The organism is Winogradskyella sp. HB-48, assembly GCF_049942685.1.
Taxonomy (GTDB): domain Bacteria; phylum Bacteroidota; class Bacteroidia; order Flavobacteriales; family Flavobacteriaceae; genus Winogradskyella.
The window spans coordinates 1,811,858-1,824,515 of sequence record NZ_CP187934.1; the positions used below are offsets into that span (position 1 = coordinate 1,811,858).

At 35.2% G+C, this 12,658-nt stretch carries 12 protein-coding genes; 6 read left to right on the forward strand and 6 right to left on the reverse strand.

From position 1 onward, the window contains the following. Window position 1: 1 nt before the first annotated feature. Complete coding sequence (locus ACPX19_RS08015; RefSeq protein WP_426429488.1) at window positions 2-1,405, forward strand: TolC family protein; 1,404 nt, start codon at window positions 2-4, stop codon at window positions 1,403-1,405. Between the two features lie 58 nt (window positions 1,406-1,463). Continuing rightward, entirely contained in the window at window positions 1,464-2,816 is a 1,353-nt protein-coding gene (locus tag ACPX19_RS08020) for a UDP-N-acetylmuramate--L-alanine ligase (protein WP_426429489.1), read from the forward strand. Window positions 2,817-2,916: 100 nt separating this feature from the next. Here ACPX19_RS08020 and ACPX19_RS08025 read toward each other — a convergent pair whose 3' ends face one another. From ACPX19_RS08025 to ACPX19_RS08045, 5 genes are all read right to left on the reverse strand, one after another. After that, a complete protein-coding gene (locus ACPX19_RS08025; protein WP_426429490.1) occupies window positions 2,917-3,573 on the reverse strand; it encodes a hypothetical protein in 657 nt (218 codons plus the stop codon). Between the two features lie 124 nt (window positions 3,574-3,697). Continuing rightward, complete coding sequence (locus tag ACPX19_RS08030) at window positions 3,698-5,527, reverse strand: cystathionine beta-synthase (protein WP_426429491.1); 1,830 nt, start codon at window positions 5,525-5,527, stop codon at window positions 3,698-3,700. A gap of 131 nt (window positions 5,528-5,658) precedes the next feature. Then, on the reverse strand, window positions 5,659-6,546 hold the full coding sequence (locus tag ACPX19_RS08035) for a dienelactone hydrolase family protein (protein WP_426429492.1): 888 nt from the start codon (window positions 6,544-6,546) through the stop codon (window positions 5,659-5,661). Between the two features lie 39 nt (window positions 6,547-6,585). Then, a complete protein-coding gene (locus tag ACPX19_RS08040; RefSeq protein WP_426429493.1) occupies window positions 6,586-7,176 on the reverse strand; it encodes an FMN-binding negative transcriptional regulator in 591 nt (196 codons plus the stop codon). A gap of 78 nt (window positions 7,177-7,254) precedes the next feature. Next, window positions 7,255-7,698, reverse strand: a complete 444-nt coding sequence (locus ACPX19_RS08045; protein ID WP_426429494.1) for a DUF1569 domain-containing protein — start codon at window positions 7,696-7,698, stop codon at window positions 7,255-7,257. A gap of 61 nt (window positions 7,699-7,759) precedes the next feature. Here ACPX19_RS08045 and radC point away from each other — a divergent pair, with 61 nt between their 5' ends. From radC to ACPX19_RS08065, 4 genes are read left to right on the forward strand one after another with little or no spacing between them, the layout of a single operon-like run. Beyond that, a complete protein-coding gene (gene radC, locus ACPX19_RS08050) occupies window positions 7,760-8,458 on the forward strand; it encodes a RadC family protein (protein ID WP_426429495.1) in 699 nt (232 codons plus the stop codon). Between the two features lie 42 nt (window positions 8,459-8,500). Next, window positions 8,501-9,802: a polysaccharide deacetylase family protein gene (locus tag ACPX19_RS08055; protein WP_426429496.1), complete on the forward strand. Its 1,302-nt coding sequence runs from the start codon at window positions 8,501-8,503 to the stop codon at window positions 9,800-9,802. Next, window positions 9,792-10,478 carry a YjjG family noncanonical pyrimidine nucleotidase gene (locus ACPX19_RS08060; protein ID WP_426429497.1) on the forward strand — a complete coding sequence of 229 codons (687 nt, stop codon included), beginning with the start codon at window positions 9,792-9,794 and terminating at the stop codon, window positions 10,476-10,478. Before ACPX19_RS08055 ends, ACPX19_RS08060 begins: the two co-directional genes overlap by 11 nt. A 7-nt stretch (window positions 10,479-10,485) precedes the next feature. Then, window positions 10,486-11,349, forward strand: coding sequence for a hypothetical protein (locus ACPX19_RS08065; protein WP_426429498.1), 864 nt, complete (start codon window positions 10,486-10,488; stop codon window positions 11,347-11,349). Here ACPX19_RS08065 and ACPX19_RS08070 read toward each other — a convergent pair. Further along, window positions 11,346-12,623: a replication-associated recombination protein A gene (locus ACPX19_RS08070; RefSeq protein WP_426429499.1), complete on the reverse strand. Its 1,278-nt coding sequence runs from the start codon at window positions 12,621-12,623 to the stop codon at window positions 11,346-11,348. The two genes, ACPX19_RS08065 and ACPX19_RS08070, sit on opposite strands and share 4 nt — an antisense overlap. Window positions 12,624-12,658: the final 35 nt, after the last annotated feature.

Below are 12,658 nucleotides of genomic sequence, written 5' to 3' on the forward strand. Positions count from 1 at the left end.
GATGAAGTATTTAAGTATATTACTTTTTATCAGCATAGGTTTGCCAAGCTTTGCTCAGACAGATAGCATCAAGGAGATTTTGCACTTTGATGAGTACCTAGCTTATGTGAAGAAGTTTCATCCTATCGTAAAGCAAGCTGAACTTGTCATAGACGAAAGTCAGGCCAAACTTTTAAAATCAAGAGGCGCTTTTGACCCTAAGTTTGAAGTAGATTATGATAGAAAAAAGTTTAGTGGTACGGAGTATTACGATAAGCTTAATGGGATGTTTAAAATTCCGACTTGGTATGGTATCGAGCTAAAGGCGACATTTGAGGAAAATTCAGGCGAATACCTAAATCCTGAAGGTTTTGTGCCAAATGATGGACTGTACTCTGCTGGCGTAAAAATGTCAGTTGCTCAAGGTTTTCTGATTAATGATAGAATGGCATCTCTAAAACAGGCCAAGCTATTTAGAGAGCAAGCCAAAGCAGATAGAGATATCTTTGTCAACAATATTCTTTATGAAGCATCATTAGCTTATTTTAAATGGTTGCAGGCTTACAACGAATTGAAGCTTTTTGAAAACTTTTTAACCAATGCCGAATTACGATACAGAGGTATTGAGCGTGGTGCAGAGGTCGGTGAACGTGCAGATATCGATGTGGTGGAAGCAAGAATTGCCATCAATCAGCGACGATTGAGTTTAGAGCAGTCTAAGGTAAAGTTGATGAAAGCCGCATTGGAGTTGTCAACGTTTCTGTGGCTAGAGAATAACGTGCCTGTAGAACTGCAACCTAATGTTATTCCCGATGTGGAATCTGAGCCAATTGTTGATACAACGTTTAATATCAACCAGTTAAGAGAGAATGAAGTTATTGTGGAAACCCATCCAAAAATGGTTTCATTGGATTACAAGTTGCAGAGTTTAGAGGTAGATACACGATTAAAGGCTAATAGATTACTGCCTAAAATCGATGTAGAATACAACTTTATAACCGAAGTGCCTGAAGTCGCCCGCTCCTTCAATACGGCAGAATATAAAGGTGGGCTTAACGTAAGTTTTCCTTTGTTTTTGAGAAAAGAACGAGGCGATTTAAGATTGGCCAAACTAAAGATGCAGGATACAGAATTTGAAATCAATGCAACTCGAGTTAATCTTCAGAATAAGATAAATGCCATTCGTCAAGAATTGGATTCGTATGTCACTCAAAATGAGTTAGTATCACAGATGGTCACCGACTATTCCAGAATGTTAGAGGCTGAAGAACGTAAATTTCTTTTGGGAGAAAGTTCCCTGTTTTTGGTGAACTCGCGTGAGTCTAAACTCATAGACGGGCAACTTAAGGCCATAGAAGTACAGTACAAGTTTTTTAGTACAAAAGCCAAACTATTCAATAGCCTTGCTGTGAATCCAGATTTTTAGCAGATATTTTCTCTTATCTCTAGTCTAATATCTCTAAGCTATAATTTATATTTGTTACATGAACGTACATTTTATAGCTATAGGTGGTGCTGCAATGCACAATTTGGCGTTAGCGCTACATAACAAAGGATACAAGGTAACAGGAAGTGACGATGAAATTTTCAATCCTTCAAAATCGAGATTAGAAGCAAAAGGCTTATTGCCTGAAACTTTTGGTTGGTTTCCTGAGAAAATCACTTCAGATTTAGATGCGGTTGTTTTGGGTATGCACGCCAAAGCTGATAACCCTGAGTTATTAAAGGCTCAAGAATTAGGTCTGAAAATCTATAGCTACCCAGAGTTTTTGTACGAGCAATCCAAAAACAAAACTAGAGTTGTCATTGGTGGAAGCCATGGTAAAACGACCATTACCTCTATGATTTTGCATGTTATGCATTATCACGACAGAGATGTGGATTACATGGTTGGAGCGCAGCTTGAAGGGTTTGATGTCATGGTAAAACTTACTGAAGACAATGATTTTATAGTTTTGGAAGGTGATGAGTACCTGAGTTCACCAATAGATAGAAGACCAAAGTTTCATTTATACAAACCCAACATAGCTTTGTTAAGTGGTATTGCTTGGGATCATATCAATGTATTTCCCACGTATGAGAACTACGTAGAGCAATTTAAAATCTTTGTAGATTCTATTGTATTAGGTGGAAGTATCAACTACAATGAAGAAGATGAAGATCTAAAACGTATTGTTGAAGCCTCGGAAAATCAAATCCGTAAAATACCATATCGTACACCAGAATATACAGTTGTAGATGGTGAAACACTGTTAGAAACTCCAGAAGGACCCATGCCAATTGAGATTTTTGGAGCACACAATTTGAATAATTTGGCAGGTGCCAAATGGATTTGCCAACATATGGGTATTGATGAGGATGATTTCTATGAAGCCATTGCCACGTTTAAAGGAGCAAGCAAGCGCCTAGAGAAAATTGCAGAGACTTCAAAAAGTGTCGCCTACAAGGATTTTGCCCACTCACCAAGTAAGGTCGAGGCCACGACCAAAGCAGTAAAGGCACAGTATCGTGACAGAACTTTGGTAGCTTGCTTAGAATTACATACCTACAGTAGCCTAAATGCCGAGTTTTTAAAAGAGTATAAAGGCGCATTAGATGCCGCAGATGTGGCTGTAGTTTTTTATTCGCCACATGCTGTAGAAATTAAAAAACTAGAGAAAGTTACTCATGAGCAAATCGCGGATGCCTTTGAGCGTGATGACTTAATTATTTATACCAATCCTGCTGATTTTAAAGACTTTTTATTCTCTCAAAATTTTGAAAACAAGTCCTTGTTGTTGATGAGCTCAGGGAATTATGGTGGTTTGGATTTTGATGCCGTGAAAGGCCTAATTTAGAGGGTGTCGCTGTCGTGTTCGAGTATGATTTTTATTAAAAGTAGCAATTTTTATTCTGCTTTAGCAAGCGAGCATGAATTATAAACATTGTTAGCTACTGTTAGCCTTGAAGATAGATTGCATTCATGCCTATACCTAAATCGTCATGTTTAGGTCTCCAATTAGTATTTGAATCAGTTACTATTTTAGATCCATTATTTGTATAATGAAATTCAAGTACTTGGCTGTTTTCTTTGATTCTCCAAACAACTTCTTGAGCTTTGATGATTTTCAAATAACTAATAGAATGATGAATCATTCTAGGGTTTTTAATATGTAACTCAGAATTATCATCAAATGAAATTTTAAGAGTTTTAAGATTCTTATCAAATTGAATTTCTGAAATGTTTCTTTTTTCTTTTAATCTTGGTGCATTAGTATCTCCCCATATTTCTATTGAATATTGAGAAAAATTTATAGACTGCTGCTCAAAGTGTTTAACCAACATATCAGATGTTAATTCTGTTACTCCACTTCCGGGAACTGGTTTGAGATTGTCAAGTTCATAACTTGCGTTATCACCAGTCATAGTAGTGATATAGCCCCTTCTGCTAATCATTCTAAAAACTCTTGAACTTAAATAGATAGCAATGATTAATAAAATAGATACAGAAATGTAATTGTAGGGATTAGACAACTCTGAGTAGAAAACTAGGCCAATAAAGGCAACTCCAATAAATGTTAAGAGAGCTTGAATAATCGCCATTAATGTTTTCATAGTTTTCTGGGTAATTGTCACTAACTTTCATAATATGAGTCTGTTTCAATACTTCGACCACGCTCAGTACAGGTTTTTATATCAGACGATAGCGAAGTTCGGCTAAATTTTTGAGAAAGTCAAACTACAAACTCTCCACAAACTGCAAAAACACAGCTTTATGCTTTTCCAAGTCTAAATCTGGTGAAACCGCAACTCTGGCAATATAGTCTTTGTCTCCTTCCTTGGTAGTACCTTGTGTTGAAGTAGCAGGAATGGTCCAATAACATCCTTTTAGTTGGCCATAACTAACACAGTATTTACTTTCGGTAGGAATTTCAGTAATCATCAAATTGATTAATCTGAGATTTAAAGCACGTTTATACGCTTCGCGTTCTTCATCTGTATTACCTTTTGTTGGTAAGTCTAACGAAAAAACCGATGGTGTAAAGCCTTCAGCGGCTAGTTCTTCTGAAACAAAGTTAATTTTAGCATCTGGTAATGCCTCGTGAATGTAATTTACAAAGGCTCTTGTGTTTTTATAAGCATCTGCAATACGCATTAACATCGTTGGCATTTGAGTAGCCAAAATTTGGTATTGCAAACCTGTGGCTTCGTTATCACAAAGCTCTAAATGTTTTGCTATTGGTTGCATTAAATGCTCTGCTTTTGCATTGGCTACAGCGTAACCAGCAGTACATTTTCCGCCACTTGGAAATTTAGAGCCACTCACGTAAGCGATGGTTTTTACGTTGGAAAGTATACCGTCATCGGCTAAAAACTGCACATTAGGACAAAATGTTTGGTCTAAAATAAAGACAGGTGCGATTGCGGTTTGTCCATTAATGGTTTGTCGTTTTTTTGTAAGTACAGCCTTAAGATGATCTAGATTAGGTACTTCAACACGAGGATTGGTGGGAATCTCCGCAATGATGTATGGCACGGCATCCTCTTGTGCTACCTTGTGCAAAACCGTTTCTAAACTGGTTACCATATCATTTTCACCATCCACTTGCAAATCCATAATCGCAACATGGTCGAGGCATGCGGCAACGCGTCTAGCCTGATCATTAGTACCACCATAACAGTTTGGTGGCACTACAAATTTTATGGCTTTGCCAGAATGCTCTTTTTGAGCGTTGTCTATCAATCCCATCATAATGGCATACTGCATAGATAAACCGCTAGAAGCCACTAAAGCCTCGCCAGAAGTCGCATTAATGTCATTAATAATAGATTTAACCCTGGCTTTGTGAGTAGCTGTATCTAATAGCTGTGGTGAAAAAGTAGTTTCATTGGTATAGGCGTTTAAAGCAACCAAACAATTAGCAGGTGTCATAGCAATAGTCTCGCGACGTCTTACATGCTGAATGTCTGAAATAAAACTCGTTTTTGTTTTACCAGAAATTAACAATACACTGCCTAAATCTTCATAAAGATTAACATAAAAATCAATTGCATCATTTTGAAGATTAGCAGCAACAGTTTGATGCTTGGAGACTAAAATTGTAGAACCATTAAAAGCTTTGACGTTTTTTAAATTATCAATTTGTTGAATTTCCAATTGATAACCATAAACCGATTTTAAAAGGTCTCGGTTAAAGGATTTCGGTAAACGTTCGGTATAAAGGATTCTAGTTGCTCTATGTTCTAAGGCGTTGGTGCGTAAAATGGCCAGTATTGGCATGCTTTCTGAAGAAAAACTAATTACATTTTCGGTTGGTAATCCGTTTAACTTTGCAATCACCCATTCTAATACAGAAGATAATGGATGTCCAAGCCTAATATAATCGTAAGCTGTAGGTAACTGGCTTAAAGCATTTTTGCTAGAATCCTTGCTTGTATATAGATTTTCAAATTGTTCTGTAAACTGTATTTTAGCCAGCTTTTCGTTATAAATATCTAGTCGATGCGTGGTTAAGTTTAGCCAATCACTAGGCATATTTTTAATAACATCTTTGATGTAATTCAGCATTTAAAAAATCTTTTGTGAGGTTATAAATCTATAGACTCACAAAGATACATTAGTTGCCTTGACTATGAAACCTTACAGGTTGTTTTTGTCATTTGGTATAACGAGGTAGAGTAAAATAAAACAACAAAAACTTACCTTAAATACTTGTTGAAAAACGATATGGTACGATCCCAGGATAATTGTGCAGCCTCCTTGTCATAACGCGGTGTAGTATTGTTATGGAAACCATGGTTAACACCTGGATAAATGTATGCTTGGTAATCGATATTATTTTCCTTTAAAATCTTTTCAAAATCCGGCCAGCCAGCATTGACCCTTGTGTCCAGCTCAGCATATTGTAGCAAAAGGGGTGTTTTAATTTTTTTAGCATCTTCAGCTTCAGGCTGTCTCCCATAATAAGGTACTGCAGCTCCTAGCTCGGGTAATTTTACAGCCATCATATTAGAGATCCACCCTCCAAAGCAAAAGCCGACAACACCAACTTTACCATTGCAATCTTCATGATTTTTAAGGTAGTGGTAAGCTGCTATAAAATCTTCTAGCATGTCGTTGCGATCTCGTTTTTTCTGCATTTCTCTTCCATCATCATCATTGCCAGGGTAACCGCCTAAAGGTGAAAGTGCATCTGGAGCTAATGATATAAAGTCGGCCTTAGCTGTGCGTCTACCTACATCCTCTACATACGGATTGAGTCCTCTGTTTTCATGAACAACCACAACACCTGGTAATTTTTTATTTATTTCCTTCGGTTTGGATAATAATCCTTTAATAGTCCCTCCACCTTTTGGAGATTCGTATTCAATATATTTGGAATCTAAAGTTGGATCATCTGGTTTTACCAATAGTGTATCGACATAATTTGGGGACATAAAGCTTAATAGCGATGAAACGGTTAAACCACCAACAGCATATAAGGATAGTTTTTCTACAAATTGACGTCTATTGAGTTTATTGTGTGCGTAGTCATCGTAAAGGTCAAACACTTCTTGTTTGATATCTTCTTTCTTTATGTCTTTCATGGGAGTAGATTAAAAAATTCCTTTTAAAGTTACTGATTTTCAGAATACTTTATCTAGAAATTGTTTAATACTTTCTTGACTTCTTTTGATTAATTCCTTTCGTGCAGCTTCAGTATCTTTTGGCTTCTTGTCTTGAGACAGTTTGAATTTTCCTTCCCATTGGGTGATATTAATCTCAAACATTTTGATGTAATCAAGGTTCGCCTCTAAACGCGGATTATTGGGTTCTAAAGTATATTTAGGATTTGGCGCCTCTAGAAACTCGGTCATCATGATTAGTGATTGCTTTAAGGCTTCCCTGTTTTCAATAGCTTCTACAGTTCCTTTCAGATGAACACGTATATAGTTGTAAGTTGGTAACTGAGTACTATTGTAAACACTAGGGGAAATGTAACATTGCGGTCCGTAAAAGAGAACAGTAATGTCGTTATTATTTTTTAGCAATTCGGTTTGCGGATTGTAAATGTCAATATGTCCAATAAGTTTTCCTTTTTCATAAACCAAAGGTAAATGTGTAATATGAGGTACGTTATCCTTTACTGAAATAATAGTTGCCAAAGGATAGGTTTTTATAACCTCTATTATGTGGTTAAGGTCTGAGTCTTGGTGATGCTTAGGTGGGTACTTCATATTTTTTCATGCTGAACTTATAACAGTAGCTCTTGGTATATTGTAATAAGTCTTGAATTTTGTTTACTAAGGCGTAAGTTAAACGCCAAACTGTCTAAAATGATGGTCTAAATGTTTGTATTGCATTTGTCCCCATTGTTGTGCGGTAAAATAGCCAAATGCAGGATGTGTATTCCATTCGGTCTTATCTTTATGCGCGTAGGTTTCTTCAATTAATGCCTCAAGTTTAGCTTTTTCAGTATTGAAGTCTTTATTGTCTTTAGTTTTTAGAAACTTAGCAGTTGGCAGCCCTTTTTTCCAGGGTTTATCGTTGTACAAGGATTTTTTGAAAAATACTTTTGCAAGCCAGCTAGGTTTCAAGCCATAGTCTTCTTTTTCTAAAATAATATTCAGAGGACCTTGGCAATGCCATACCATTTGCCCAACATTCATTTTACCCCAATTTGCTTCGGCATCTTCGTTTAAATTTTCTAATCGCTTTTTAATTTCATCATAAGCGCTTTCTTCAAAAATAGATTTCATAGCCATTCATTTTAATTGAAAAATTTAGACGCTTCAAGTTACAATTTTTTATCTTTAGAGCATGTCGGAAAATTCAAAATCGTTCTCCATAAAGAATTGGTCGCAAGACGACCAACCCAGAGAAAAATTAAGAGACAAAGGAAAGACTGTTTTAAGTGATGCAGAGCTTGTCGCTATACTTATAGGATCTGGGAGCAGAGAAGAAAGCGCTGTTGATTTGTGTAAGCGAATTTTAGCAAGTGTAGATCATAATCTTAATGCTTTGGGAAAATTGTCCATAAATCAATTAATGGAATTTAAAGGTATTGGTGAAGCCAAAGCCATAACCATTGTGGCTGCTATGGAATTAGGAAGGAGACGACGATTAGAAGATGCTGTGCAATTGGATAAAATAACCTCTAGTCGCTCCGTATTTGATGTAATGCAGCCCGTACTTGGGGAATTGCCTCATGAAGAATTCTGGATTTTATATCTCAATAATTCCAATAAAGTCATTCAGAAAAATCAATTGAGTAAGGGTGGTATTACTGGTACTTTGGTTGATGTACGTTTGGTGCTTAAATCTGCTTTAGAAGTAGGCGCCACGTCATTAATTTTGTGTCATAATCATCCCTCGGGTACTTTAAAACCAAGCCAGGCGGATAAGGATATAACTCAGAAATTAAAAAATGCTGCCCAAAGCTTAGACATAAAAGTCTTGGACCATTTAATCATTACTGAGAAAACCTATTTTAGTTTTGCAGATGAAAGTATTCTTTAATTTAAGATTTCTCACTGCTACTGAATACTACAAGCTTAAAATATGCTATTAGTTTATACACATAAGATTACACCTCGATTAAAGTTTACTTTTAAGCACATTTGTAAACGAATTTTAGGTTTAGAAGTGAAGTTTACATCAAAGGTAGAAGATTTTATTGCGCACGATAGCCTTAAAATGTCTTACGCTAAGCAGCCTTTGAGTAATGAATTATTTGTGCGTAGTCATAATTTGTTATTTGAGAGCGGTATATCAGATTTAGATATAACCATACATCAATGGGAAAATACCAAAGGCATTTTTTCAACTGGTGAGCGTAGTGATTTACCATTTGATATTTTTGCAGCTTCATTTTATTTATTGAGTCGATACGAAGAGTATTTGCCACATGTTAAGGACGATTTTGGCCGTTTTATGGCAAAGGAAAGTATAGCATATAAACATCGTTTTTTAAATCAGCCAATTGTGGATATTTGGGCTTATAAATTTAGAGATGTTCTTTTAGAACATTTCCCAGAATTTAATTTTCCTGAGAGAACATATAAAATTAAGCCAGTAATAGATGTGCCGATGGCTTATTATTATAGAAAAAAAGGATTATTGCGTACCATTGGAGGCACGTTGAAAGATATAGGGAAGTTCAGATTTAAACAATTGTACCAACGCTACTTGGTGCTTATGGGTTTTAAGCGCGACCCTTATGATACTTTTAAGTGGATTATAACTAAGCAAAAGCAGTCCGATTTTAAGTTTATGGTTTTGTTTTTAATTGGGGATTATTCCACTTATGATAAAAACATAAGTGTTAATAAAAAAGAATTCGTTTCATTGATAAAATCGGTTGCAGATTATTGTGATGTAGGAATTAAAGCATCATATTTTTCGTTAGAGGATATTACTATTCTAAAGAAAGAAAAGCTAAAAATGGAAGCTGTAATCAATAGAGACCTACAAGCAGTTAGGCATTCATTTTCTAAGCTCAATCTTCCGCAATCTTACAGAAATTTAATTGAATTAGAAATTCATCAGGACTACACGATGGGTTATATTGATACCCTTGGTTTTAGAGCAGGCACATGTACACCTTTTCAGTATTATGATATTGATTTTGAGGTAGAAACACCTTTGAAAATCAATCCTTATCATTGCTTAGATTTCGCTTTGTTAAAATATCAATCTGAGTTAGATAAAAAAGAACATTTGCAAAAGCTTATCAAAGAAGTTAAAGATGTTAACGGTACATTTACACCTGTGTTTCATAATTATACATTTAGCAACTTAGAGCGCTGGAATGGTTTCAGATCACTTTTTTCTTTAATATTAGAATCTGCTGATGAGGAATAAAATAAAGCATGTTTTTTTTGACTTAGATCATACCCTTTGGGATTTTGATAAAAATTCTGGACTAACATTCGAAAAGATTTTTAAACTCAACAGCTTGGATGTTGACCTTTCAGCATTTCTTGAAGTTTACGAGCCTATAAACTTAAAGTATTGGAAACTCTACAGAGAAGAAAAAGTTACCAAGCCAGCATTACGATATGGTCGGTTGAAGGATGCTTTTAAAGCAATAGGTAGAGAAGTAGAGGATGATATGATAAATCATTTATCTGTTGCGTATATAGATTATCTCACGACTTTCAATCATTTATTTGATGGTGCATTGGATATACTGAACTATTTGAGAAACAAGTATCATTTGCACATTATAACTAATGGTTTTGAAGAAGCTCAGGAGCGTAAGATGCATAACGCCAACATTAGAGATTATTTTATAACCGTTACAAACTCTGAAATGGTTGGTGTAAAGAAGCCTAATCCTAGAATTTTTAATTTTGCATTAGACATTGCAAATGCCAGTCCAACGGATAGTGTAATGATTGGTGATAGTCTTGAAGCCGATATAGAAGGAGCTCATAATGTTGGAATGGAAACCATTTATTTTGATTACAGAAACCTAAATAATTCTAATGAATATAAAAGAGTGACAAATTTAATATCAATCAAAAATTATCTTTAAAATTATTATGAATAAGAGACTAATTATTCTGATCCTTTTTTTATGTATTGGACTTACGGGCATGGCACAAAATGATATTAATAAATACAAGTATTTGATAGTACCAGTTCAATTTGAATTTAAGAAGGGCAAAAATCCGCTAAAGTTAAGTACGTTAACACGCCATTTATTCAATAAAGAGGGATTTACGACCTATTATGAAGGTGAGGAACTTCCTGATGATTTATTTAAGGATCGCTGTTTAGCATGTTATGCCGAAATTATTGAGCTAAAAGAAGGTTTTAGAATGACGAGATTGAAAATTCTACTCAAAGATTGCAAGGATAATATCATTTTTGAATCTGGTGTTGGTGAATCTGGTGAAAATAACCATGAAAAACGGTATCACGAAGCATTACGAGAAGCGTTTAACTCCATAAAAAGTTTAAATTATAAATATGAACCTGAGATAGAGGAAATTGAGATGGGTGTTGAGCAGAATAATAATGTTATTGCTATTACTGAGGAACCAATAGCCTCAGATAAAGTACTAAATGAAGATAAAATTAAAGATACATCACACGAAGACAATGAATCATTGACTGATTCAGAATTAAGCACTGATTTAAAGACTAAAGAAAGCTATAAATCTAAAAAAAATGGACTATCAGGAAATACTGATAACTTATTTTATGCGCGAGAGATAGAAAATGGATATCAATTGATTGACAATACATCTAATGCAGTCATGGTTTTGTTAAAAACAACAAAACAAAAGTTGTTTGTTGTTAAAGGTAAAGACGCTATAGTCTATTCAGAAAATGAAAAATGGATTTTTTGCGAAACTACTAGCACAGGATTAAATACCTATACTATCACGATAGAGTTTTAATAGCCATATTTCTCTTTCCAACGTGATTTTAAAAATTGACGTTGTGCATTTTCGCGTGTATTATTTCCTGGATCGTAGAGCTTAGTGTTCTTAATGTCTTCAGGAAGAAACTCATGCTCAGCAAAATTGTTCTCATAGTGGTGTGCATATTTGTAGTCATCACCATAGCCAAGTTCCTTCATCAATTTGGTAGGAGCATTTCTAATGGATAAAGGTACAGATAAGTCGCCTGTTTCCTTAACGAGTTGTTGTGCTTTATTAATGGCATTATAGGCCGCATTGCTTTTTGGAGAGCTCGCTAAATAGGTAGCGCATTGACTTAAAATAATACGAGACTCAGGATTACCAATAACAGAAACTGCTTGAAATGTGTTATTAGCAATAACTAAAGCCGTTGGGTTTGCATTGCCAATATCTTCACTTGCTAAGATAAGCAAACGTCTAGCTATAAATTTTACATCTTCACCACCTTCAATCATTCGAGCTAAATAGTAAACAGCAGCATTAGGGTCGCTACCTCTTATAGATTTAATAAATGCCGAAATGATATCGTAATGCTGTTCTCCAGTTTTGTCATAACGAGCAGCTTTACTTTGCACTTGTTTTGTAACGAGATCATTGGTAATAACAATTGGTTGGTTTTCAAAAGACGTTACCAATAATTCAAAAATATTAAGTAGCTTTCTTGCATCGCCACCAGAAAATCGTAGTAGTGCTTCTGTTTCTTTTAATTCAATCTTTAATTTAGATAGCACTTCATCTTCAGACATGGCACGTTTAAGCAACGCTTCTAAATCGGCTTTGATAAAAGCGTTTAAAGTATAAACCTGACAACGCGAAAGCAATGCCGATATCACTTCGAAACTTGGATTTTCAGTAGTGGCGCCAATTAAGGTTACCCAACCTTTTTCCACAGCTTCTAAAAGCGAATCTTGTTGCGATTTGCTAAAACGATGAATTTCATCAATAAACAAAATAGGATTTTTAGCTGTAAAGAGTCCTCCACTTTTTTTTGCCTTGTCAATAACGTCTCTAATGTCTTTAACACCAGAATTTATGGCACTTAGCTTAAAAAACGGACGTGCTGACTCATTAGCTATGATATTTGCTAATGTGGTTTTTCCAATTCCAGGAGGTCCCCAAAGTATAAGAGAAGGTATAATACCACTTTTAATTTGATGATACAGCATACCGTCTTTGCCTACCAAATGTTGTTGGCTTAGATAGTCATTTAAGGTTTTAGGTCTAAGACGTTCTGCTAATGGAATATTCATAAATCAAAATTACAAAATGAGAACATAAAGAAAGT

Coding starts and splice junctions, on each gene's coding strand:
- ACPX19_RS08025 (WP_426429490.1), bottom strand. CDS start 3,573: ATGAAAACATTAATGGCGATTATTCAAGCTCTCTTAACATTTATTGGA.
- ACPX19_RS08030 (WP_426429491.1), bottom strand. CDS start 5,527: ATGCTGAATTACATCAAAGATGTTATTAAAAATATGCCTAGTGATTGG.
- ACPX19_RS08035 (WP_426429492.1), bottom strand. CDS start 6,546: ATGAAAGACATAAAGAAAGAAGATATCAAACAAGAAGTGTTTGACCTT.
- ACPX19_RS08020 (WP_426429489.1), top strand. CDS start 1,464: ATGAACGTACATTTTATAGCTATAGGTGGTGCTGCAATGCACAATTTG.
- ACPX19_RS08040 (WP_426429493.1), bottom strand. CDS start 7,176: ATGAAGTACCCACCTAAGCATCACCAAGACTCAGACCTTAACCACATA.
- ACPX19_RS08060 (WP_426429497.1), top strand. CDS start 9,792: ATGAGGAATAAAATAAAGCATGTTTTTTTTGACTTAGATCATACCCTT.
- ACPX19_RS08070 (WP_426429499.1), bottom strand. CDS start 12,623: ATGAATATTCCATTAGCAGAACGTCTTAGACCTAAAACCTTAAATGAC.
- ACPX19_RS08015 (WP_426429488.1), top strand. CDS start 2: ATGAAGTATTTAAGTATATTACTTTTTATCAGCATAGGTTTGCCAAGC.
- ACPX19_RS08065 (WP_426429498.1), top strand. CDS start 10,486: ATGAATAAGAGACTAATTATTCTGATCCTTTTTTTATGTATTGGACTT.
- radC (WP_426429495.1), top strand. CDS start 7,760: ATGTCGGAAAATTCAAAATCGTTCTCCATAAAGAATTGGTCGCAAGAC.
- ACPX19_RS08045 (WP_426429494.1), bottom strand. CDS start 7,698: ATGAAATCTATTTTTGAAGAAAGCGCTTATGATGAAATTAAAAAGCGA.
- ACPX19_RS08055 (WP_426429496.1), top strand. CDS start 8,501: ATGCTATTAGTTTATACACATAAGATTACACCTCGATTAAAGTTTACT.